The sequence below is a fragment of the Herbaspirillum rhizosphaerae genome (genome assembly GCF_001189965.1).
In the GTDB taxonomy this organism is placed as follows: domain Bacteria; phylum Pseudomonadota; class Gammaproteobacteria; order Burkholderiales; family Burkholderiaceae_D; genus Herbaspirillum; species Herbaspirillum rhizosphaerae.
This window is the reverse complement of sequence record NZ_LFLU01000001.1, coordinates 592,326-615,934: the sequence shown is the minus strand read 5'-3', so window position 1 is coordinate 615,934 and position 23,609 is coordinate 592,326. Positions and strand designations below refer to the sequence as shown.

Sequence of the window (23,609 nt, the reverse complement as noted above, 5' to 3'; positions counted from 1 at the left end):
TACGGTCGCCTCTCTTTTCTGAATTATGCTGAAAACCTGCCGAAACATTCTAATCCAACTATGTGACAAGCACGTGCAAGTACGATTACGCGGGCATGGCCTTGTTGTCGTTCAGATCCAACCAGCCCTTGATGATGCGATAAGCCTTCCAGATCCATGCCAACGACCAGATCAGCACCGCCAGCGGAATACCGATAATCGTCATCCAGATCACACCGCCGGCGAACATCCAGAACAGGTACCACCAGAACGACCGGATCTGCCAGCGGTGATGGCTGTACACAAAGGTGTCGGCGGCATCGCCGCGCTTGATGTAATTGACGATCAACGGCAGCCACGACAGCATGCCCAGCGACAACACCAGGCTCAGACCGTGGAAGATGTACAGCCACCAGGCCAGATCCTTGGTCGACTGCAGGTCTGCATCCAGAACAACATCCTGACTCATGCTCATGCGCTTCTCCTTTGCGTTATGCCAATATGTTCAAGATGCCGTCGAGTCCCACAAAGTTCAATGCCACGCTCGCTTGCGCGCGCACCACCGGCTTGGCGCGGAACGCTACCGACAAGCCGCTCACGCCCATCATCCTTAGGTCGTTGGCGCCGTCGCCCATGACGATGGCCTGCGAGGTCGGCACACCCAGCCCGGCGCAGACGCGTTCGACGGTCAGGCGTTTTTCTTCCGCGTTGACGATGCCGCCGACCACCTTGCCGGTGAGTTTGCCGTCGACGATTTCCAATTCGTTGGAATGGGCGTAGTCGAGATTGAGGCGCGTCTTCATGCGGTCGGTGAAGAAGGTAAAACCGCCGGACACCAACAGGGTTTTGAGACCCGCAGCCTGAATCGCATTCAGCATCTTCTCCGCCCCCAAGGACAGTTGCAGACGCTCGTCGTAAACGCGTTGCAAGGCGCCGGCGTCCAGCCCTTTGAGCAAGGCAACGCGGCGCGTGAGGCTTTCGTTGAATTCGATTTCGCCGCGCATGGCGGCCTCGGTGATTTCGGAGACCTGCGGTTTGAGGCCTTGCATGTCGGCGATCTCGTCGATGCATTCGATGGTGATCAGCGTGGAATCCATGTCCATCGCCACCAGCTTGAAATCGGCCAGGGTGCGACCGGCTTCGATAAAGGCATAGTCGACTTGCTGCGCGAAGCAGGCCGCATCGATCTGCGCCTTGAGCGCGTCCCTGTACGCCACGCCTTCGCAACGCCAGGCATGGGCGTTGATGTCCACCACGCGCGCAGGCTGCGCCAGTTGAATGATGGCTGCAACGGCGGCGCGATCGGTATGGAGTCCTTGGAGAATCAGATTCATGTTCAGTCTTGTTTCAATATCGTAAATAGTCGGGTAAGAATCGCCCTGCCGTCATGCTTTTCGTCACGCCTGTCATCATCCTACCAGCGAGCGCATGGTCGCCTTGATCTGGGTCACCCGCGCATTGAGGTCGGGCATGTTGGCGGTGATGCGCAGCTTGTCCTGGCCGTTGAGCTTGATGTGGCGGTTCTTCTGGATCAGTTCGATGATGCGCATGGCGTCGACCGGCGGATTCGGCACGAATTGCAGCAGCGCCGATTCGGCATGCGCGTCGATCTTGATGATGCCCAGCGGCTTGGCGGCGATGCGCAGGCGATGCGTTTCGACCAGCGCCTTAGCCACTTCCGGCAGCTTGCCGAAACGGTCGATCAGTTCTTCCTGCAGGCCGTCGATGGTGTCCTGCGAGGTGCAATTGGCGAAACGTTTGTACAGCGACAGACGCTCGTGTACGTCGCCGCAATAATCGCTCGGCAACAGCGCCGGTACGTGCAGGTTGATTTCCGTGGTGCTGGCCAGCGGCGCGGCGAGATCGGGCTCCTTGCCGTTCTTGAGAGAACGCACGGCTTCGTTGAGCATGTCGGAATACATCTGGAAACCGATCTCGTGCATCTCGCCCGATTGGTTGTCGCCCAGCACTTCGCCGGCGCCGCGGATTTCCAGATCGTGCATGGCGAGGTAAAAGCCGCTGCCCAGCTCTTCCATCTGCTGGATCGCTTCGAGACGGCGCTGCGCCTGCTTGGTCAGGCCCTTGACGTCGTTGACCAGCAGATAGGCGTACGCCTGGTGATGCGAACGGCCGACGCGGCCGCGCAACTGATGCAGCTGCGCCAGGCCGAACTTGTCGGCGCGATGCATGATGATGGTGTTGGCGGTCGGCACGTCGATGCCAGTTTCGATGATGGTCGTACACAGCAGGATATTGGAGCGCTGCGCGACGAAATCGCGCATCACCTTTTCCAGATCGCGCTCGTGCATCTGGCCATGGGCGATGACCACGCGCGCTTCCGGCAGCAAGGCTTCCAGCATGGCCTTGCGGTTTTCGATGGTCTCGACTTCGTTGTGCAGGAAGTAGACTTGTCCGCCGCGTTTCAACTCGCGCAGACAGGCTTCGCGGATGGTCGATTCGCCTTCGGCGCGCACGAAGGTCTTGATCGCCAGGCGCTTTTGCGGCGCGGTGGCGATGATGGAAAAATCGCGCAAGCCTTCCAGCGCCATGCCCAGCGTGCGCGGGATAGGCGTGGCGGTCAGCGTGAGCACATCCACTTCGGCGCGCAAGGCTTTCAGCGCTTCTTTCTGACGCACGCCGAAACGGTGTTCTTCGTCGATGATGACCAGGCCGAGACGCGAGAACTTGATGTCGTCGGACAGCAGCTTGTGCGTGCCGATGACGATATCCAGCGTACCGTCGCTCATGCCCTTGATCGCTTGCGTGATCTCCTTGCCGCTGCGGAAACGCGACAGCTCGGCGATGCGCACCGGCCAGTTGGCGAAGCGGTCGGCGAAGGTCTGCGCGTGCTGCTCGGCCAGCAAGGTGGTCGGCGCCAGGATCGCGACCTGCTTGCCGCCCATGACGGCCACAAAGGCGGCGCGCAAGGCGACTTCGGTCTTGCCGAAACCGACGTCGCCGCAGATCAGGCGATCCATCGGCTTGCCGCTGGTCATGTCGCCGATGACGGCGTTGATGGCGGCTGCCTGATCGGGCGTTTCTTCAAAACCGAAGCTCTCGGCGAAGGTTTCGTAATCGCGTGCCGAATACTGGAAGGCGTGGCCCTGACGCAAGGCGCGGCGCGCGTACAGATTCAGCAATTCGGCGGCGGTGTCGCGCACCTGTTGCGCGGCCTTGCGTTTGGCTTTTTCCCACTGGCCGGAGCCGAGCGAGTGCAGCGGCGCATCGTCCGGCGAGGCGCCGGAGTAGCGCGAAATCACATGCAGTTGCGAGACCGGCACGTAGAGCTTGGTTTCCTTGGCGTATTCGAGATGCAGGAACTCGGTTTCGCCCTCGCCCAGGTCCATGCTGAGCAACCCCATGTAGCGGCCGATGCCGTGATTGGCGTGCACCACCGGATCGCCGATTTTCAGCTCCGACAGATCGCGCACCATGTGCTCGACCTGGGTGACGGCTTCCTGCTTCTTGCGGCCCGCGCGTCGGCCCGAACCGGCATACAACTCAGTCTCGGTAATGAAGCTCACTTCCGCATCGACCAGTTCGAAACCGGCATGCAGCGGCGCCACGCCCAGCATCAGCAGCTCGTTGTTGGCAATGAAGCTTTCATAGCCGTCGCATAGCGCCGGGTGCAAGTCGTATTCTTTGAAATACTGCTGCAGGGTTTCGCGGCGGCCGTTCGATTCGGCGCACAACATGACGCGCTTACCGGTTTTGAGCAGATAGGCGCGCAGGTTGATCAGCGGATCTTCGCTGCGGCGATTGACGGCGATATTCGGTATCGGCGCGGACAAGTCCGAGGGTGCGTCGTCGGTTTGCAGCGCCAGGCGGCCGTATGGTTTGACCAGCGTGAAGAAGTCTTCGTCGGTCAGGAAAACCTGTTCCGGCGGCAGCACCGGACGCTCGCGGTCAGCCTTGAGGAAGTTGTGGCGCGAGCGCGTGTCGCTCCAGAAACGCTTGATGGCCTGGTCGATATCGCCGACGGTGGCGAACAGCGTGGTGTCGGGCAAATAGCGAAACAGCGTTGCCGTCTCTTCGAAAAACAGCGGCAGGTAGTATTCGATACCGGCCGAGGCGATGCCGTTGCCGATATCCTTGTAGATGGCCGAGCGCGACGGATCGCCTTCGAACACTTCGCGCCAGCGGCTGCGGAACGCGGTACGCGAAGTCTCGTCCATGGGAAATTCGCGCCCCGGCAGCAAACGCACCTCGCGCACGGGATACAGCGAGCGCTGGGTATCCGCGTCGAAGGTGCGGATGGTTTCGATGGTGTCGCCGAACAGGTCGAGGCGATACGGCAAGGGCGATCCCATCGGGAAGATGTCGATCAGGCCGCCGCGCACCGAATATTCGCCGGGCGACATCACTTGCGTGACGTGGGTGTAGCCGGCCAGCGTGAGCTGGGTTTTCAGGCGCGCTTCATCGAGCTTTTCGCCCTGCTTGAAGAAAAAGGTGTACGCCGCCAAAAAGCCTGGCGGCGCCATGCGCAGCAAGGCCGTGGTGGCCGGCACGATGAGTACGTCGCACTGGCCGTTTTGCACTTCATACAAGGTCGCCAGACGCTCGGACACCAGGTCCTGGTGCGGCGAGAAGGCATCGTAAGGCAGGGTTTCCCAGTCCGGCAGCAGATGGCAGCGCAGCTTGCTGTTGTCGTCGCCGCCGTCAACCTGGCGCTGGAACCACGGGATTTCCGCCAGCAAACGCTGCGCGTCGGTGGCGTTGGCGACCACCACGGTCAGCATGCGCTTGTCGGCCTTGAGCGCAACGGCCGCCTGCGCCAGCAAATAAGCGTCGGCGGAGCCATGCACGGCAGGAGGAACGAAACGCACGCCCGGCTTGGGAAGGATTTTTTTCAGGTCAAAAGACATTGGCTGGATAGGGAGGCGCACCGAAGCGCGCAAAATACGACAAAATGCTGCTGGACAAGCCAAGGCCTGCTTAACAATGATTTGTTATCAGGCGCCAAATTTAGCTTTAGAATTCAGCCTCACATTATAAACGAAGCCCTCTGCAGACAAGGCCGCCCCGCAAGGTGAGCTCAGCAGGCATTTCCTGCTTTCTGGCTGTCATGGCGCATCTCGCATGAGCGCTCCAACTTCACAGAACACCGCCCGACCCGTCCGGCATTTCGCGCTGATCCCCGCTGCGGGCGTCGGCGCGCGTCTGGGCGGCGCAACTCCCAAACAATATATGCCGCTGGCCGGCAAACCGATGCTGCAATACGCGCTCGACACCTTCGCCGACAATGCAGCCATCGCGCACACGTTTATCGTCGTCAGCGCTGCGGACGGCTACATCGACGACTTCCTCGCAGCACAACCGCAACTGGCCGGCAAAGTGACGGTCGTACGCCGCGGCGGGGAGACGCGCCAGGAAAGCGTGCGCAACGGCTTGCTGGCGATCCGCACGCAAGTCGGCGACGACGACTGGGTGCTGGTGCACGACGCCGCCCGCCCCGGCCTCAATGACGCCCTGCTCGACAAGCTGATCGCGGCCTTGCACGACGACGACGTCGGCGGCTTGCTGGCCCTGCCTATCGTCGATACGCTCAAGCGCAGCAATGCTTCACGTGTGGCGGAAACCGTGCCGCGCAACGATTTGTGGGCGGCGCAGACGCCGCAGATGTTCCGCTACGCGCTGCTGCAACGTGCGCTGGATGCCGCGCAAGAACAAGGACGCGTGGGCGACATCACCGACGACGCCAGCGCCGTCGAGATGCTGGGACTGCAACCGAAACTGGTGGAAGGCAGCCCGCGCAATTTCAAGGTCACGCTGGCGCACGACGTCGCGCTGGCTGAATTATTTCTACAAGGACAAGAATGACTTTCCCCTTCCGCATTGGCCAGGGCTACGACTGCCACGCGCTCGTGGCCGGCCGCAAACTGATTATCGGCGGCGTCGACATTCCGCATAAGACCGGCCTGCTGGGCCATTCAGACGCCGACGTGCTGTTGCATGCCATCACCGATGCGCTGTTCGGCTCGGCCGGACTGGGCGACATCGGCCGGCATTTTCCCGATACCGCGGCCGAATTCAAGGGCGCCGATTCGCGCGTGTTGCTGCGCGAAGCCGTCAAGCGCGTAGCCGCTGCGGGTTACCTGATCGGCAACGTCGACGCGACGATCATCGCGCAAGCACCCAAGATGGCGCCCCACATACCGCAGATGACGGCACATATTGCGGCGGACCTCGGCATTGCCGTCGAGCAAGTCAACATCAAGGCCAAAACCAATGAAAAGCTCGGTTATCTGGGCCGCGAGGAAGGAATCGCCGCTGAAGCGGTGGTTTTGGTATACAAACCGACTGCAAATTAAATTGTTCCTCGCGAGTGAAAACCACTTGCATTGGCAATTTAATCGGTATAATTAAATGGTCGTTAAGATTCGAGCTGGTAGTGCGGTATTAGTCTGTCATTCCTCTCTAGGTTTAAACGATAATAACGGGCAAAGCCCACATTAACTTATTTAGGAATTAACATGGCAACTGGTATCGTAAAGTGGTTCAACGACTCGAAGGGCTTCGGCTTCATTACTCCTGACGAAGGCGGCGAAGATCTGTTCGCTCACTTCTCGGCTATTCAATCGAACGGCTTCAAGTCCCTGAAAGAAAACCAACGCGTTTCTTTCGAAGTGACTACTGGTCCTAAGGGCAAGCAAGCTTCGAACATCCAAGCAATCTAAGCATCGCTTAGTAAGCTAGATGAAGAAAAAATCCCCGACATGTTCGGGGATTTTTTTCGTCTGTACGTTTCGCGCCCTTTCTTGCGACCGACTCTCGCCGATCGCAATCGGGCATAGCGATACGGCTCAGTGCGTCACGGCACAACGTAACTTCAGTTACGTTTCTATTATTCATATAAGTTAAGTTCTGGATCAATGAAAAACGCCCGCGAACAGCGGGCGTTTTCAATTTCGACGACGAGGTTCGCAGCGGCGATGCATTCTGCCGCTGCACTCCCCGGCTTACATCAGATCTCTTCGTACAGCGGCAATGTCAGGAATTCGGCGAAGGTTTCCGAAGTCGACATTTCTTCAAAGATCTTTGCAGCGCGATCGTAGGTCGGGCCGGTGCCGGCGACTTCCTTGACCTTGGCCAGCTCTTCCGGAATCATCGCGCGCACCATGTCGGCGGTAACCTTGCGGCCGTCTTCCAGCTTGCCCTTGCTGCTGCGGATCCATTGCCAGACTTGCGCACGGCTGATTTCCGCCGTTGCCGCATCTTCCATCAGGTTGTGGATAGGCACGCAACCGTTGCCGGCCAGCCAGGCGCCCAGATAGTGGATGCCGACGTTGATGTTGTAACGCAGGCCGGCTTCGGTGATCGGTGTTTCCGGCTTGAAGTCGAGCAGGTCCGACGCCTTGACGTCGACGTCGGGACGTTGCTTCTCGAACTGGTTGGGCTTGTCGCCCAGCACGTCGACGAATTCCTTCATCGATGCTTCCACCAGGCCCGGATGGGCAACCCAGCCGCCGTCGTAGCCGTCGGTTGCATCGCGGCGCTTGTCGTTGATGATGCCTTGCATCGCGATGGCGTTCTTTTCCGGATCGTTCTTGATCGGGATCAGTGCGCTCATGCCGCCGATTGCCGGCGCGCCGCGCTTGTGGCAGGTCTTCAGCAGCAGCAAGGCGTAAGCGCGCATGAACGGCGACGTCATGGTGACCTTGGCGCGGTCGGCCAGGCAGAAGTCCTTGTCGTTCTTGAACTTCTTGATGCAGGAGAAGATGTAGTCCCAACGGCCGGCGTTCAGGCCTGCGCTGTGCTCGCGCAGTTCGTACAGGATTTCTTCCATTTCGAAAGCGGCGGTGATGGTTTCGATCAGCACGGTCGCCTTGATGGTGCCTTGCGGCAGGCCGATTTCATTTTGCGCCATCACGAAGATGTCGTTCCACAGACGGGCTTCCAGATGCGATTCCATCTTCGGCAGATAGAAGTACGGACCGGCGCCGCGCGCCAGTTGCTCTTTGGCGTTATGGAACAGGAACAGCGCGAAGTCGAAGATGCCGCCGGAGATGCGCTTGCCGTCGATGGTGACGTGCTTCTCGTCCAGATGCCAGCCGCGCGGACGCACCACCAGCGTGGCGATCTTGTCGTTGAGCTTGTAGCTCTTGCCGTTCGATTCCAGCGAAATGGTGCGGCGGATCGCGTCGAACAAATTGATCTGACCGGTGACCTGGTTGTCCCAGACCGGCGAGTTCGAATCTTCGAAGTCGGTCATGTAGCTGTCGGCGCCGGAATTGAAGGCGTTGATGACCATCTTGCGCTCGACCGGGCCGGTGATTTCCACGCGGCGGCACTTCAGCGCTTCAGGGATAGGAGCGATCTTCCAGTCGCCGCTGCGGATGTTCGCAGTTTCAGGCAGGAAGTCGGGACGCTCGCCGGCGTCCAGGCGTTTGACGCGTTCTGCGCGGGCGGCCAGCAGTTCCTGGCGGCGCGACTCGAAAGCGCGGCTTAATTTTGCTACCAGCGCCAGCGCGTCGGGCGTCAGGATCTGTTCATAACCAGGCTTGATTTCACCAGAAATCTGCATCCCGGCCGGCAGTGTCAATTGCGTCATGCTGTGCTCCTCAGTAAAGAAATGCGGGTAAAGAAATTCGTTGTCAGACTGTATTTTTGTGCACTTAGTATATTTAAACTAAATGACCATGAGTGAAACGTTTTATCACTTTATCTTTGCGTTTTAGTCACAAGTGAAGAGATAATGGCCTGATCGTCTTTGCAGTTCGAGAGTACCCCTATGGATCAGTTCAAGCAAATCTCCACCTTCGTCGATGTCGCCGCCAAAGGCAGCCTGTCGGCCGCTGCCCGCGCCGAAGGCATCGCCCCCGCCATGATCGGCCGCCGCCTCGATGCGCTGGAAGAACGGCTGGGCGTCAAATTGCTTCAGCGCACCACGCGCAAGATCGTACTGACCAACGAAGGCACTGCCTTCCTGGAAGACTGCCAACGCATCCTGACCGATCTGGAAGACGCCGAATCGTCGGTGTCGGAGCGCAGCGCCAGGGCCAGCGGCAGCTTGCTGATTTCCGCGCCGGCCGGCTTCGGCCGCCAGCACGTTGCGCCGCTGGTGCCGTCTTTCCTGGCGGAACACCGCGACGTCACGCTCACGCTCAACCTGAATGACCGCATCGTCGACCTGATCGGCGAAGGCATCGACGTCGCCATCCGTATCGCCGACCTGACCGACTCCAACCTGATCAGCGTCAAACTGGCCGACAACGATCGCGTCATCGTGGCCGCGCCGGCTTATCTGCGCCGCCACGGCACGCCGCAAACGCCGGACGACCTGAGCCGCCACAACTGCCTGGCGATCAGCAGCGAAGGCAGCCAGCGCGGCTGGACGCTCAAGCAACACGGCAAGGTCAGCGTGTACAAAGTCGGCGGCAACATGGTCTGCAACGATGGCGAAGTGCTGCACAACTGGGCGCTCAACGGCAAGGGACTGGCCTGGCGCTCGATGTGGGAAGTCGGTGCAGCGATCGAATCGGGCGAACTGGTGACGGTGCTGGACAAGTTCATCGCGCCGGCGCCGGCGATCTATGCCGTCTTTGCTCAGCGCCGACATCTGCCCTTGCGCATCCGCACCTTCGTGGATTTCCTGCGGCATGCTTATGCACAGCCGAGTTACTGGCGGCACCCTCGCTGAGCGCTCACACACGCGAGCAGGCCCGGACCCGCTACCATTTGCCGTAGGCAGCCACGATACCGCGCAGCAAGGCATCGCGCTCTGCCCCGAGGTGCGTGCCGCTGGCGTCGCCCGATGCGTCCTTGCCGGCCGCCATGTGCACCACCACCAAATTCAGTTCGGGATCGACAAAAATCGCCTGGCCGTACACCCCCAGCAGGGCGAAACGGCGACGGCTGCCGGGCAGGATCCAGGTTTGCAGTCCATACCCGGCGTAGGTGCTGCCGTGATATTGCATGCTGCCCGGCCGAAATGCCGGCGGCTGGCGGCCGGCGTCGGTCATGTCCAGCAAGTGTTCGCGCTCTATCACCGCGTTACCCCGCACCTGGCCGTCAGCAGCCATCATCATGCCCAGGCGCGCATAGTCGTGGACAGTGGCGTTGAATCCCCCCTGTCCCAGTTCGACGTCATCCGCCGGATTCAGCAGCCACGTCGCCCTGGCTTGTGCGCCGATCGGCTTCCAGATTTTTTCTTCGATGTAGTCGCACAGACTGCGCCCGGTGGCGGCGCGCAGCACCAGCGTAAGCGCTGCAGTCTGCGCGCCGGCGTAGTTGAAGCGTTCTCCCTCAGGATCACTGCGCCTGGTGACGCTGCGTACCGCCTGCAAGACTCCCGCCTTGCGCATGACTTCGTTGAAGCTGGCGCGATCGTCGTGAGCGGAATAGTCTTCGACATAGCTGGCGCCCGAGGCCATGCGCATCAGATTGAGGATGCGCGTTTCGCCATACAGCGAACCGGCAAGTGCGGGAACATAGTCTTTGGCCCGGTCGTCGAGCGAGTGTATCCTGCCCTCTTCCAGCGCCTTCATGATGCCGAGCGCGACGATGGTTTTTCCCATGGAGTTGGAGAGCATGCGCATCTGCGGCGTGCGGCCATAGTTATATCGCTCGGCCACAATATTACCGTCCTTGACCACCACCAGCGCAGTCACGCGCTGGCGCTGCATGTAGTCGTCCAGCGTAAAAGAGTCTCCGCGAAAACGGTAAGTAAATGCCGTCGGCACGGCGGCACTCGTCAATGGCAAAGGATGATCCGACGGCGCCTGCGAACACGAAGGATTGAAACTGTCCATCGCGCTGAACGAACCGACAATGTAGGTTTGCTGATACGCCTGCCGGAGATTCTTCGCGGCCGGATAACCCGCAGCCTGACCGAGCGCTTGCTCATCCGGCGCAGCGCCGGCCGCACCGGCAGAAAGCGCCAACGCCAGCATCATGAGATTTCCGGCATTCAACAGGTTTGCCATGTCCGATTCCGCAATTCAATGACCGCTAATGGAAGGGAATAATCAGGGATGAAACGTGCCGCAATAGCGACATTGTGGCATCGTGGCATCGCAATCTGACTGTGCACTGACGTCAGCCGGGAAGGTTTGTATGACGCATAAAAAAACTGGGTCCCGGCTTGCGTCGGGACCCAGCTTCGCACAACGTCGGCGGCAGATTACAGCCCGGTATGCCCGGCCACGAACGTCTTCACCTTCGCCGCATCGGCCGGCATCACTTCAAAACGCTGCGGCAGCGCTTCGATGTTTTCAAAACCGGCCGGGCGTTCGGCATCGCGGCCCAGCGCTTCGCGGATGGTTTCGTTGAACTTGGCCGGCAGCGCTGTTTCCAGCACGATCATGGTGACGCCTTCGGCGAGGTTTTCACGCGCGACCTTGATGCCGTCGGCGGTGTGCGTATCGACGGTGATGCCGTACGTCTTTTCGGCAAAGCGGATGGTGTCCAGGCGATCGGCGTGGGTCGATTTGCCCGAGGCGAAACCGTAGCGGATCACGCTGGCGAATTCGTTGCCATCGCTGCCGGCAGCGCCGGTCAGGTCGAAGCCACCGGCGGTCTCGACCTTGTGGAACAAGGCTTTGACGCGGGTGCTATCGCGCCCGAGCAGATCGTAGATGAAACGCTCGAAGTTGGACGCCTTGCTGATGTCCATGCTCGGGCTGCTGGTGTGGTAAGTCTCGGCCGACTTGCGCACGCGGTAGATGCCGGTGCGAAAGAATTCGTCGAGCACATCGTTCTCGTTGGTGGCGACCACCAGTTTATCGATCGGCAAACCCATCATGCGCGCGATATGGCCGGCGCAGATGTTGCCGAAATTTCCCGACGGGACGGTGAAGGACACCTTCTGTTCGTTACTCGTCGTCGCCGCCAGATAACCGCGGAAGTAGTACACCACCTGTGCAACCACACGCGCCCAGTTGATCGAATTGACGGTGCCGATCTTTTGCGTGGCCTTGTAATCGAGGTCGTTGGAGATCGCCTTGACGATGTCCTGGCAATCGTCGAACACGCCTTCCACGGCCAGGTTGAAAATGTTCGGATCCTGCAGGCTGAACATCTGCGCCGTCTGGAAGGCGCTCATCTTCTTGTGCGGCGACAGCATGAAGACGCGAATGCCCTTCTTGCCGCGCATGGCGTATTCGGCCGCGCTGCCGGTGTCGCCCGAGGTGGCGCCGACGATGTTCAGCTCTGCATTTTTCTTCGCCAGCGCATATTCGAACAGGTTGCCCAGCAATTGCATGGCCATGTCCTTGAACGCCAGCGTCGGACCGTTCGACAAACCCTGCAGCACCAGCTTCTTTCCATCCTTGTCTTCCAGCGTGCGCAGCGGCGTGATCTGCGAGGCGTCCTCACCGGCGCGCGTATTGCGATAGACGTCGGCCGTGTAGGTCTTGTGCGTCAGCGCTTTGAGGTCGGCGTCGGGGATGTCGGTGGCGAATTTTTTCAGCACTTCATACGCAAGATCGGCATACGAAAGCTTGCGCCATTGATCCAGCTCGGCGCCGCTCACTTGCGGATAGTCGGCCGGCAGATACAGGCCGCCGTCCGGTGCGAGGCCGCCCAGCAGGATTTCGGAAAAGGAAGGTGTTGCAGAGTGACCGCGGGTGGAAACGTATTGCATAGCGTATATGAGATAAGTCTTGCAGCAGGTTGCACGAAGACCGTCATTATAGCTGGCTGGCCGCAGGGGGCCACGATTTTCGGGCTGTGCGCTGATGGCGGCTACAAAATCACGTGCGGCTGCGAGGCCAGCAAGGTGCGGATCAGTTCGGCCTGGCGCTTGGTGCCGGTCTTGGCGAACAGGCTGGCCAGATGGGTGCGCACGGTATTGCGGCTGACCCTGCTTTTCAGCGCATAGGATTCGATGGTGTCGTTTTCCAGCAGGGCTTCGGCCAGACGCGTTTCCGCCGGCGTCAGGCGATAGATGATCTGCAACTGCGTCGCGCGCGAGACGCGCTGGCGCGTCATGTCTTGCAGAATCAGCAGGGCGAACGGTCCGCCGCTCAGGGGATCGAGCGCTGCCGGAATCGTGGCGGGGATGACCGACACCACCAGCGGCACGGCTTCCTTGCGACGCGTCACAGCAAACCACTGACCCTGTCGCGCCTGCGCTGTCGTCGCCAGTTGCAAGGCGCACGCCAGTTTCTCCGCATCTGCCGTTTCATACGCCACGAGACGATCCTTGCGCACCGACAAACCGTCGGCGGCCTGCAAGATATCCGCCGCTTGCGTGTTCATCGAGACGATACGCCCGGCGGCATTGACCCAGACGGTGCCGTAAGGCAGATGCGCCACCACCGATTCGCTGGCGCACTGCTGGCGCTCCAGCGCGCACATGCGCGAGCGCAAGGTGGCGGAACGAATCAGGTGCGGCGACAGCGTACGCAGGAATTGATATTCCTGCTCGGCGTATTCGGGCGCGCCGAGCGGCCTGAGCAAAGCGATGGCTTCGGACTGGCTGGCGTTCTCCGCGATGCGCCCCACCACCATGTGACGCCCGCCGTATTTGAAAAGAAAATCGTTGTAGATCTCGCTCTTGCGCACGAAGCGCTCGTCGAAACGCTGGTGGTCGGCGCGCCACTCGCCGACCTCGCCGGTCGCGAGCCATCCCAGCCGGTCGTCGACCTGGCTGTAGTATTCCTTGTATTCGAGATCCCCGGCCTGATAGTCGCTATTGCTCACGCAAGACGCAATGACTTCGCGGCTCTGCACATCCATCTGGACATAGTGCCCTGCAATCGCGCCCAGTTCGCGGCACATCATTTCCATCGCCGGTGCAATCTGCCCCAGGTCCTGCACCGAGTCGTAGATCAACTCGACCAGCTGACCAAAGCGTTGCCCGGCGTTCCCCGTGCTATTGCTTGTTGTCATGGCTACCCCTGAATCGCTTTATTTTTCTGCTGCGACTTTCCCTCGGCTGAGAATAGAACATTTCCTTGCCTCATTCAAATGAATGAGGCAATTTGCGCCTGCAATCTTTACAATGCATACAACAAAAAAATGCCTGCCGGCATCTTTCGGCAGCAAGGCTTTCCTGGGGAGGATAAAAAATGCTTCAGCACAACAATTCCATCACAAAACAATTCAGGCAATTCAGCAAGAGCGTCGGCAGCAGCGTCTGTATCGCCGCGCTAATCACCGGTTGCGCGACGCAGGGCTACGATCGCAAGGCGACCTCCACCGTAGACGCCATGAAAATGGGCAACACCGACATGGCGTTGCAGGCGCTGGAGCAGCAGAACCCGGACAAAGACAAGGATCTGCTCTACTTCCTTGAAAAAGGCGAACTCCTGCGCATGAAGGGTTCGTATGAAGCCAGCAAGGAAACCTGGCTCGCCGCCGACGAAAAAGTACGCGGCTGGGAAGACCAGGTCAAAACCGATCCCTCCAAAGTGATGGGCGATATCGGCTCCTTCCTGCTGAACGACACCACGCGCCGTTACGATGGCCGCGATTACGAAAAAGTCTTCGTCAACGTTCGTCTCGCGCTGGACCATCTGGCCATCGGCGACTGGGACTCCGCCCGCACCGAAATCAAGAAAATGCATGAGCGCGAAGCCATCATTTCGGACTTCCGCAGCAAGGAACTGGACGCCGCCAAGAGCAGCGCCGAATCGAAAGGATTGAAGACCACGTCCTACAAGGAGCTCAACGGTTATCCGGTGGAAACGCTGGAAGACCCTGCGGTGCGCGCACTGAAGAATTCTTACGAATCGGCCTTCGCCAATTATCTCGCCGGTTTCGTCTACGAAGGCCTGGGCGAGCCCTCGCTGGCCGCAGCCGGCTACCGCAAGGCGATCGAAATGCGTCCGGGCCAGGCGTTGCTGGAAGACGGACTCAAAGGTCTCGATGGCCGTGTACGCGCCCGCTCGCCGAAACTGGTCGATACGCTGATCGTGATCGAATCCGGCAGCGCGCCGGCCATCAGTTCGATGACCTTGCCGATCATTCTGCCGATTCCGGGCCGCAACGGCCTCAGCCTGATCGCCACGCCGATCTCCTGGCCGGTGATTCGCGCCGCCGACAATTCCATCGTTCCGGCCAGCATCACGGTGGACGAAAAGCCGGTGCCGGTTTCGCTGCTGACCAGCGTCGACCAGATGGCGCGCCGCGCCTTGTCGGATGAAATGCCGGGCATCATCGCGCGCTCGTCGATTCGCGCCATCACCAAAGGCGTGGCGCAAAAAGCCATCGACGACAACGCCGGTTCGATGGGTGCGTTCGGCTCGCTGCTGAGCATCGCCGCCAAGGTCGGCACCGTCGTCAGCGAAGTGGCCGACGAACGCACCTGGCGCACCTTGCCCGGCTTCTTCTCGGTGGCCCGCGTCAAGCTGTCGCCGGGCATGCACAAGATCCTGCTGCCGACCGCGACCGGCCCGCAGCTGCGCGAAGTGGGCGTCTCCGGCGCCTACGCATTGGTGACCCTGCGCACCTCCGGCCCCTCGCTTTATCTGGCGCAGACACCCTATAATGCGGAGCAGGCAGCGCTGGCGCTGGCGGCCCCGGACAAACCGGTGCCATCCGCCAAGGTCGCTGCCAAGGGGAAAGCGAAAAAGACAACAGCGACAACGAATACGGCTGCAAGCACGACGAACACCACGGCAGACAAAACAAGCACCGTCGCCGGCAGCAAGAAAAAAGCCATTGTGCCGGTATCGGCCAGCGTCACGGCGCCGTGATGCATCCGATGCGGCAACAAATGCAGCAACAAGAACACGTAGTGTGGGATAACAGGGAGCAGTCAACAACATGAAGATCAATACCGCCGTCATCGCAGGCGCGCTGGCGTCTGCGCTTGCCTTGGGCATGCCGGCATCGCCGGCGCACGCACAAACCATCGCCTCCAAGATTGAATTGCTGGGCGCGCCCGCCTCGCTGGAATTCACCGGCCTGCGCATGCGCGACCAGAACGGCCTGCTGAACGTCCAGGCCGAGGTCACCAATCGCGACAATCGCCCGCATACGGCTTACTACCGCGTCAAATGGATGGACGAGACCGGCTTCCAGGTCTGGGACGACGAACCGTGGAAACCCTTGCTGATCAACGGCGAGCAAAAGCTGACGCTGCAGATCGTCTCGCCGACAACCAAGGCGCGCGATTTTGCGATCCAGTTCAGCGCCACGATCAACAAGTCATTGTCGACCAGCGACTCGCCATACATGGGCCGCTAAGGCCGCCTGGGACGACACGTTGCTGAGCAAGCGTCAGTGCGGCGACAAAACAAAACCATTACCAGAATCAACGAGGATATTTCCATGATGAACAACACACTCCGCTGCACCTCCCTGGCCGCCATCTCCGCCCTGATGTTCGGCTGCGCGCAAACCGGTACGCCGACCGTCGGCAGCAACGTGCAGTACGGCGATGCCAAGGCCGTCGAGCAAGTCACCAACGAATTCGGTTCGACCGACCTGCAAACCATCGCTGAATCGATGGCGCGTTCGCTCGGTCAATCCGCGGCCGGCTACAAGAGCAAGCCGCTGGTGACGATTGCCGACGTCAAGAACAAGACCAGCGAATACATCGATACGCGTTCGATCACCGACTCGATCCGCGTGCAGCTGCTCAAGGGCGGCACCATGCGTTTCGCCACCGACATCGCCGGCATGCAGAACCAGACCGACGAACTGGTGCGCCAGAACAACAGCGGCATGTACAAGAAATCGGCCACGGCCAAAGTCGGCAAGATGGAAGGCGCCCAGTTCCGCATCGAAGGTAACATCACTTCCATCGTCAAGCGCAGCAGCGACATGAAGGACGTGTACTACAAATTCAGCCTGATCATGACCAACATCGAATCGGGCACGATCGAATGGGCTGACGAAAAAGAAATTCGCAAGACTTCCAAGCGTTGATCGTTCACTGACCGTCACGCCTACAGAAGGAATTTCATCATGCTGACATCGCCATCAAAGATGCTTAACGTCTTGCTGGGACAGGCTGTCGTCGTACTGTCCCTGCTCGCTGCGACGCCTGCATTGCACGCGCAGAATCTGCCCAGGATTGCCGTTACCGATCTGTCGTACGAAGAGAAGGTAAAGGAGTATTTCCAATACTTCGAAGCGCGCGAAAAGCACAACAACAGCTACTCCGCCAGCGAACGCTCGCGCGACTCCAACTTCAGTTCGTCGGGATCGTCGTCGGAACGCGCTTCCAGCCGCGGCGAAAGCTCGGTGGTCGCCGCTTCAGGCTCGATCACCATGATCAGCCGCGGCGAACTGCGCAAGTTCACGGCGGACATCAAGGGCGAACTGCTGAAGTCCGGCGCCTATCGCCTGGTGCAGGGCAAGCCATGGACGCAGCAAAACACCGAGAAGCTGTACGACATCATCGACCGCATCAAGAAGGGCTACTACCCCGGCGCGGATTACGTGTTGTTCGGGTCGATCAACAACATCGACTTCCGCCAGGAGAGCAACCCCATCCAGGGCTCCAATGCGGTGTCGTTCTCGCTGGCGCTGGAGCTGGTCGGCGAGTTTTCGCTGATCAATACCAGAACCTATGAGATCAAAGCTGCCTTCTCGGCCATGGGCGAAGGTTCCGACACGCGCCTGGCCAATGCCGCCGGCACGGTCATCGCGCTCAACAAGAGCAAGGTGATGCAAGAGGTATCGCGTTCGCTGGGCGACGCGGTCGCCGCCGAGATGGAGGCGCAGTTCAATCCGGCCGCCTCCACCCGCAGCTCGCGCCGCATCGAACGCCAGTCCGACACCGTGCAAGAGCAAAAGACGGTGATCTTCAAGTGATGTCCCCGGCCGGCGCACAAGCTGCGCGCCGGTCTTCCCCTCCCGCGGCGCATCGACGCATCGGCCGCTCCCGAGCGCTTCTTTCTCTCTCCTGACGAAGTGAAATAAAACGTTACCGGGGTTGTAAGCAACCTCCCGGCACGCTATGCTGACTGCCCTGAAGCGTATGCAGGTGCGGCTTTCTCTGCATATTCACTCACGGATCGCCGGCGGCACTGCCATGCACGCGCTCCACTCTGAACAGAAATGGATAGATGATGAAAAAATGGATTTTGATGCTGGGCATGATTTGCGCTGGCGCTGCGCATGCGGAAAACTGGCAAAGCCTGGGCGGCTCCGATCAGGCTGAGCTGTCGATCGATGTCGACTCCATCAAGGAAACCAAAGGCATTCGCGAAGCCTGGGCGATCTGGAATTTCAAGGAAGCCCGCCCCAACAATGAAAGCGGCTTTCCGACGCTGAAGTCCTACAAGGACATGCATCAATACAACTGCAAGGATCAGACGCTGAAACTGACCAAGGAAATCATCTACGCAGAAAACGACGGCAAGGGCGATAGCCGCGATCATTCCGATGCGCTGAAAAACATGCAGTTCGTCAAACCCAAGCCGCTGTCTGTTGCCGAGGCCATGGTGCAGGCCGTCTGCGACTACAAGATTGCCGACGTAAAAAAATAAGCCGCGACAATCGCGGCAGGAACCCGGGGCGCTTCGGCGCCCTTTTCCGTGAGCGCACGCTGGTCGCACCCGCATAAAAAAGGAGCCCGAAGGCTCCTTTTTTATTTTCCTGATTGCAGCCGGATCAGCCCAGCTCTTCCAGGCGAATCTTCATCACCGTGCCAACAACCGTCGACAAGGCTTCGATCTTGGCGATGGCGGCCTCGATGTTGCGCTCCTGCGTCTGGTGCGTGAGCATGATGATATCGGTCTGGGTTTCGCCTTCCGACGGTTCCTTCTGCAGCATGGCGTCGATCGAAATCGACGAGTCCGCCAGGATGCGTGTGACATCCGCCAGCACGCCCGGCTTGTCGGCCACGTGCATGCGCAGGTAGTAGCTGGTGGTGACGTCCTGGATCGGCAGCACCGGAGTGCTGGCCATGGCGTGCGGCTGGAACGCCAGGTAAGGCACGCGGTGTTCCGGATCGGCGGTCGCCAGACGCGTGATGTCTACCAGATCGGCAATCACGGCCGACGCGGTCGGCTCGGAGCCGGCGCCCTTGCCGTAGTACAGCGTCTCGCCCACGGCGTCGCCGCGCACCATGACGGCGTTCATCGCGCCTTCGACGTTGGCGATCAGGCGGCCCGATGGAATCAGCGTCGGGTGCACGCGCAGTTCAATGCCGTTGGCGGTCTGGCGTGTGATGCCCAGCAGCTTGATGCGGTAGCCGAGTTGTTCTGCATAGCGGATGTCGGTTGCCTGCAGCTTGGTGATGCCTTCCACGTGCGCCTTGTCGAACTGCACCGGGATGCCGAACGCGATTGAGGCCATGATGGTCAGCTTGTGGGCAGCGTCCACGCCTTCGATGTCGAAGGTCGGATCGGCTTCTGCATAACCCAGGCGTTGCGCCTCTTTCAGCACGACGTCGAAGTCCAGGCCCTTGTCGCGCATCTCGGACAGGATGAAGTTGGTGGTGCCGTTGATGATGCCGGCGATCCACTGGATGCGGTTGGCGGTCAGGCCTTCACGCAACGCCTTGATGATCGGGATGCCGCCGGCCACTGCCGCTTCGAATGCGACCATGACGCCCTTTTCCTGGGCGGCCTTGAAGATCTCGTTGCCGTGTGTGGCAATCAGAGCCTTGTTGGCGGTGACCACGTGCTTGCCGTTGGCGATCGCCTTCAGAACCAGATCCTTGGCGAGGCCGTAGCCGCCGATCAGTTCGATGACGATATCGATGTCCGGATCGTTGACGACCAGATTGGCGTCGTTAACCACCTTGACTTGTCCATTGGTCAGCTCGGTGGCGCGCTCTGTGTTCAGATCGGCCACCATGGTAATTTCAATGCCGCGCCCTGCGCGCCGCGCAATTTCTTCCTGATTGCGCTTCAATACATTGAAAGTACCGGAACCCACGGTGCCGATGCCGAGCAAACCTACTTTGATGGATTTCATAATGTCTTCGTGGTTGATAAACATGCTAAAAATGCCGTCATGACGATTCCATGACGGGTACTGCGGTAAAACTCGAACGACCGGTTTGCCCCGCCACGCCGCGAGGCAAACCGGCCTGAATGCTTCACTTGCTGCGCAGGCGGAATCAGGCGGTGCCGTGACGACGGCGATAACCTTCGAGGAAGTGCGCAATGCGCCCCATCGATTCGGTCAGGTCGTCGGTGTTGGGCAGGAACACCACGCGGAAGTGGTCCGGCGTCGGGCAATTGAAGCCTGTGCCCTGCACGATCAGCACTTTCTCTTCGGCCAGCAGTTCGTAGGCGAACTCCTGATCGTCCTTGATCGGGTAAACCGCCGGATCGAGACGCGGGAACATGTACAGCGCCGACTTCGGCTTGACGCAAGTCACGCCGGGAATGTCGGTCAACAGCTTGTGCGCCAGATCGCGCTGCTTGGCCAGGCGGCCGTTGGGGCCGACCAGGTCGTTGATGCTTTGATAACCGCCCAGGGCGGTCTGGATCGCATACTGTCCCGGCGCATTGGCGCACAGGCGCATCGACGCCAGCATGTTGAGGCCTTCGATGTAGTCCTTGGCGTGTTTCTTCTCGCCCGACACCACCATCCAGCCGGCGCGATAGCCGCACGAGCGATAATTTTTGGACAGACCGTTGAAGGTGATGAACAGCACGTCGTCCGCCAGCGACGCCAGCGAGGTGTGCGTGTTGCCGTCGTACAAGACCTTGTCGTAGATCTCGTCGGCCAGGATGATCAGCTGGTTCTGCCGCGCGACTTCGACGATTTCCTTGAGCACGTCAGTGCTGTACAGGGCGCCGGTCGGATTGTTCGGGTTGATGACGACGATGGCCTTGGTGTTGGACGTGATCTTTTTCTTGATATCGTCGATGTCCGGCTGCCAGCCGGCCTGCTCGTCGCACACGTAGTGCACGGGCGTGCCGCCGGACAGGCTGACCGCCGCGGTCCACAAGGGATAGTCGGGCGACGGCACCAGCACTTCGTCGCCGGTGTTGAGCAAGGCGTTGACGCTCATGACGATCAGCTCGGAAGCGCCGTTGCCGAGGTAGATGTCGTCGATGGTGACGCCCTGGATGTTCTTTTGCTGGGTGTAATGCATGACCGACTTGCGCGGCGCAAACAAACCCTTGGAATCGGTATAGCCGGAGGCATTACCCATGTTGCGGATCATGTCCTGCACGATTTCATCCGGCGCATCGAAGCCGAAGGCGGCCAGGTTGCCGATGTTCAGCTTGATGATCTTGTGGCCTTCTTCTTCCATCTGGCGCGCTTTTTCCAGCACGGGTCCACGGATGTCGTAACAGACATCAGCCAGTTTTTTCGATTTTTGAATCGGTCGCACAGTACAAATCCTTTGAATGAGCCAATCAGGCCAGCCCGGCCGAGCCGCCGGAACCGGCCATTTTGCCGAAAGCCCTCTATTTTATCAATGAATAAAACAGAGTCCGGAACAGGAAAACGCTACAATGCAGCACTTTAAGACCTTATTGCCGATATTTGCCTGACCGCCCTGCCGCGAACGGCAATTCGACACTGCGCGCCATGAAGCTCCACTCCACAGAAACCCAGCAATACCAGACCGTCACCTCCTATGACGAAAGCGGCATTGAAATCAACGCAGCCCGCTTCGAGCATAGTTTGCTTGTCTTGCCGGAAACACCCCCGGTTGCCTGGCCGGTGGCGTCGTTCGACCAGCTGACCACGGAACATTTCGACCAGATCGATGCGACCCAGCCGGACGTGGTGATTTTCGGCACCGGCCGGCGCCAGCGTTTCGTGCATCCGAAGCTGACCGCCGTGCTGACGTCGCGCCGCATCGGCGTCGAGTGCATGGACAATCAGGCCGCTTGCAGGACCTACAACATCCTGATGGCGGAAGGCCGGAAAGTTGCGCTGGCGCTGATCATAGAACACTGATCATTGAACCGGGATCGACCGAGCGCGATCTCAACATCTTCACCTGGCATGGTGGCAGCCCGTCGTGCCGGCTTACCAAGCATATTCGCACCGCAATTTGCACTGCTTATCTACACTAAGGATCTCGCCTGATGCGCGAACTGTATAAATCCAAGGCGTTCGTCTGGACGCTGCTCATCCTCTTCCTGCTGGTCTGGTTTTACATGCTGGGTGCACGCACGCTGGTGCCGAGCGATGAAGGCCGTTACGCCGAAATGGCGCGCGAGATGGTGGCCACGCAAGACTGGATCACCACACGACTGAACGGCATCAAGTATTTCGAAAAGCCGCCGCTGCAAACCTGGATGAACGCTATCACCTTCGAGCTGTTCGGCCTCGGCGAGTGGCAAGCGCGCCTGTGGACCGGCCTGTGCGGCCTGTTCGGCATCGGTCTGGTGGCTTACACCGGCCGCCGCGTGTTCAACGAACGCGTTGGCTTCTATGCTCCGCTGGTGCTGGCGTCGAGCCTGTTCTGGGCCGGCATGGGCCACATCAACACGCTGGACATGGGTCTGGCGGCGATGATGACGCTGAGCATCTGCGCCCTGCTGCTGGCGCAGCGCAACGACGCCAACCGTGAGGAACAGCGCGGCTGGATGCTGCTGTGCTGGGCCGGCATGGCGCTGGCGGTGTTGTCCAAGGGGCTGATCGGCATCGTCCTGCCGGGCGCGGTGCTGGTGCTGTACACCTTGTTTTCGCGCGACTGGGCGATCTGGAAGCGCCTGCACCTGGTCAAGGGGCTGATCCTGTTCTTCGCCATTTGCACACCATGGTTTGTGCTGGTGTCGATGAAGAATCCGGAGTTTCCGCAATTCTTCTTCATCCACGAACACTTCCAGCGTTTCACGACCAAGATCCATAGCCGCACCGGTCCCTGGTACTACTTCATTCCCATTCTGCTGCTGGGCATCCTTCCCTGGCTGGGCGTATTCGTCCAGAGCTTGCTGACAGGCACCCGCGAAGAACACAGCGGCAGCAGCTTCAGCAGCCTGTCGAGCGGCAAGTTCCAGCCGCGCAAGATGCTGCTGATCTGGTCGGTGTTCATCTTCGTGTTCTTCAGCATTTCCAGCTCGAAGCTGCCGTCCTACATCCTGCCGATCTTCCCGACGCTGGCGCTGCTGATCGCCTGCTACCTGGAACGCGCCACGTTCAAGGCCATCGTGCTGTCGGCATCGGTCGTGGCCGTGCCCTGCGCGATCGCCATGGCTTTCATCCCGCGCGTACCGCTGCTGGCCAAGGATGCCTACTCGCTGCCGCTGGTGACCGCGCACGTGCCATGGATTTACGCCGCCACCATCGTCGCCTTCATCGGCGCCGTGCTGGCGATTCGTTTTGCGCGCAGCCAGAAAGACCTGGCGATGGTGTGCCTGGCCGCCGGCACTTTCATCAGCGGCCAGCTGCTGATGCTGGGACATGACCCGCAAGGCCGCTATTCGGCGGGCATCGACTATGTGCCGGCACTGCAGGCTGAACTGACGCCGGAAACGCCGATGTACCTGGTCGGCCGTTACGAGCAGGCGCTGCCGTTCTACCTGCAACGCACCATGACGCTGGTGCGCCACGCCGATGAAATGGAATTCGGCCTGAAGCAGGAACCGCAGCTGTGGCTGCCGACGATTGATGCGTTCGTCGCCCAATGGGTCGCCGACCACACCGCCGGCAAGAAGGATATCGCGATCATGGATCCGACCGTTTATGCCGACCTGAAGCAGCGCGGCATCCCGATGCGCCTGATCGGCCAGGACCCGCGCCGCGTGATCGTCGCCAACAATCCCGACAATGCGGGCAGCACCAATACCGGCACGGCCGGCAATAAATAA

Annotated in this window: 20 protein-coding genes; 11 read left to right on the top strand and 9 right to left on the bottom strand. The window is 60.0% G+C overall.

Going from position 1 to position 23,609, the window contains the following annotated elements:
- Positions 1-85: 85 nt before the first annotated feature.
- From AKL25_RS02740 to mfd, 3 genes are all read right to left on the bottom strand, one after another.
- Positions 86-448: a DUF4870 family protein gene (locus AKL25_RS02740; RefSeq protein ID WP_050476131.1), complete on the bottom strand. Its 363-nt coding sequence runs from the start codon at positions 446-448 to the stop codon at positions 86-88.
- A 22-nt stretch (positions 449-470) separates the two neighbouring features.
- Complete coding sequence (gene serB, locus AKL25_RS02735) at positions 471-1,313, bottom strand: phosphoserine phosphatase SerB (RefSeq protein ID WP_050476075.1); 843 nt, start codon at positions 1,311-1,313, stop codon at positions 471-473.
- Positions 1,314-1,388: 75 nt separating this feature from the next.
- Positions 1,389-4,844 carry a transcription-repair coupling factor gene (gene mfd / locus AKL25_RS02730; RefSeq protein WP_050476074.1) on the bottom strand — a complete coding sequence of 1,152 codons (3,456 nt, stop codon included), beginning with the start codon at positions 4,842-4,844 and terminating at the stop codon, positions 1,389-1,391.
- 214 nt (positions 4,845-5,058) lie between these two features.
- On the opposite strand from mfd, the gene ispD reads away from it, so the two are divergent.
- From ispD to AKL25_RS02715, 3 genes are all read left to right on the top strand, one after another.
- Positions 5,059-5,799, top strand: coding sequence for a 2-C-methyl-D-erythritol 4-phosphate cytidylyltransferase (gene ispD, locus AKL25_RS02725; RefSeq protein WP_050476073.1), 741 nt, complete (start codon positions 5,059-5,061; stop codon positions 5,797-5,799).
- Positions 5,796-6,290 (top strand): 2-C-methyl-D-erythritol 2,4-cyclodiphosphate synthase, encoded by a 495-nt coding sequence (gene ispF / locus AKL25_RS02720; RefSeq protein ID WP_050476072.1) that lies wholly within the window; start codon positions 5,796-5,798, stop codon positions 6,288-6,290. The genes ispD and ispF overlap by 4 nt, the downstream gene beginning before the upstream one ends.
- A gap of 162 nt (positions 6,291-6,452) precedes the next feature.
- Complete coding sequence (locus AKL25_RS02715; protein WP_007878889.1) at positions 6,453-6,656, top strand: cold-shock protein; 204 nt, start codon at positions 6,453-6,455, stop codon at positions 6,654-6,656.
- A 287-nt stretch (positions 6,657-6,943) separates the two neighbouring features.
- Here AKL25_RS02715 and aceB read toward each other — a convergent pair whose 3' ends face one another.
- Complete coding sequence (gene aceB / locus AKL25_RS02710; protein ID WP_050476071.1) at positions 6,944-8,530, bottom strand: malate synthase A; 1,587 nt, start codon at positions 8,528-8,530, stop codon at positions 6,944-6,946.
- Between the two features lie 180 nt (positions 8,531-8,710).
- On the opposite strand from aceB, the gene AKL25_RS02705 reads away from it, so the two are divergent.
- Positions 8,711-9,619 (top strand): LysR family transcriptional regulator, encoded by a 909-nt coding sequence (locus AKL25_RS02705; RefSeq protein ID WP_050476070.1) that lies wholly within the window; start codon positions 8,711-8,713, stop codon positions 9,617-9,619.
- A gap of 31 nt (positions 9,620-9,650) precedes the next feature.
- Here the strand turns inward: AKL25_RS02705 and AKL25_RS02700 are convergent, their stop codons facing one another.
- From AKL25_RS02700 to AKL25_RS02690, 3 genes are all read right to left on the bottom strand, one after another.
- Positions 9,651-10,904 (bottom strand): serine hydrolase domain-containing protein, encoded by a 1,254-nt coding sequence (locus AKL25_RS02700; protein ID WP_240475625.1) that lies wholly within the window; start codon positions 10,902-10,904, stop codon positions 9,651-9,653.
- A 197-nt stretch (positions 10,905-11,101) separates the two neighbouring features.
- Positions 11,102-12,562, bottom strand: a complete 1,461-nt coding sequence (gene thrC, locus AKL25_RS02695; protein WP_050476069.1) for a threonine synthase — start codon at positions 12,560-12,562, stop codon at positions 11,102-11,104.
- Between the two features lie 101 nt (positions 12,563-12,663).
- Complete coding sequence (locus AKL25_RS02690) at positions 12,664-13,812, bottom strand: helix-turn-helix transcriptional regulator (protein ID WP_050476068.1); 1,149 nt, start codon at positions 13,810-13,812, stop codon at positions 12,664-12,666.
- Positions 13,813-13,991: 179 nt separating this feature from the next.
- Here AKL25_RS02690 and AKL25_RS02685 point away from each other — a divergent pair, with 179 nt between their 5' ends.
- From AKL25_RS02685 to AKL25_RS02665, 5 genes are all read left to right on the top strand, one after another.
- Entirely contained in the window at positions 13,992-15,620 is a 1,629-nt protein-coding gene (locus AKL25_RS02685; protein ID WP_050476067.1) for a COG3014 family protein, read from the top strand.
- A 70-nt stretch (positions 15,621-15,690) separates the two neighbouring features.
- On the top strand, positions 15,691-16,113 hold the full coding sequence (locus tag AKL25_RS02680) for a YcfL family putative periplasmic lipoprotein (RefSeq protein ID WP_050476066.1): 423 nt from the start codon (positions 15,691-15,693) through the stop codon (positions 16,111-16,113).
- Between the two features lie 84 nt (positions 16,114-16,197).
- Positions 16,198-16,797, top strand: coding sequence for a penicillin-binding protein activator LpoB (lpoB, locus tag AKL25_RS02675; protein ID WP_050476065.1), 600 nt, complete (start codon positions 16,198-16,200; stop codon positions 16,795-16,797).
- Positions 16,798-16,836: 39 nt separating this feature from the next.
- The gene (locus AKL25_RS02670; RefSeq protein WP_050476064.1) at positions 16,837-17,688 is read left to right on the top strand and encodes a hypothetical protein; all 852 of its coding nucleotides are present in this window, start codon (positions 16,837-16,839) and stop codon (positions 17,686-17,688) included.
- 257 nt (positions 17,689-17,945) lie between these two features.
- Positions 17,946-18,365: a surface-adhesin E family protein gene (locus tag AKL25_RS02665; protein WP_083444550.1), complete on the top strand. Its 420-nt coding sequence runs from the start codon at positions 17,946-17,948 to the stop codon at positions 18,363-18,365.
- A 124-nt stretch (positions 18,366-18,489) separates the two neighbouring features.
- On the opposite strand, the gene AKL25_RS02660 is transcribed toward AKL25_RS02665, so the two are convergent.
- Both AKL25_RS02660 and AKL25_RS02655 read right to left on the bottom strand, forming a co-directional pair.
- Positions 18,490-19,800 (bottom strand): homoserine dehydrogenase, encoded by a 1,311-nt coding sequence (locus tag AKL25_RS02660; RefSeq protein WP_050476129.1) that lies wholly within the window; start codon positions 19,798-19,800, stop codon positions 18,490-18,492.
- 145 nt (positions 19,801-19,945) lie between these two features.
- Complete coding sequence (locus AKL25_RS02655) at positions 19,946-21,175, bottom strand: pyridoxal phosphate-dependent aminotransferase (RefSeq protein ID WP_050476062.1); 1,230 nt, start codon at positions 21,173-21,175, stop codon at positions 19,946-19,948.
- A gap of 200 nt (positions 21,176-21,375) precedes the next feature.
- Here AKL25_RS02655 and AKL25_RS02650 point away from each other — a divergent pair, with 200 nt between their 5' ends.
- On the top strand, positions 21,376-21,750 hold the full coding sequence (locus tag AKL25_RS02650) for an Mth938-like domain-containing protein (RefSeq protein WP_050476128.1): 375 nt from the start codon (positions 21,376-21,378) through the stop codon (positions 21,748-21,750).
- Positions 21,751-21,881: 131 nt separating this feature from the next.
- Positions 21,882-23,609: a glycosyltransferase family 39 protein gene (locus tag AKL25_RS02645; RefSeq protein WP_050476061.1), complete on the top strand. Its 1,728-nt coding sequence runs from the start codon at positions 21,882-21,884 to the stop codon at positions 23,607-23,609.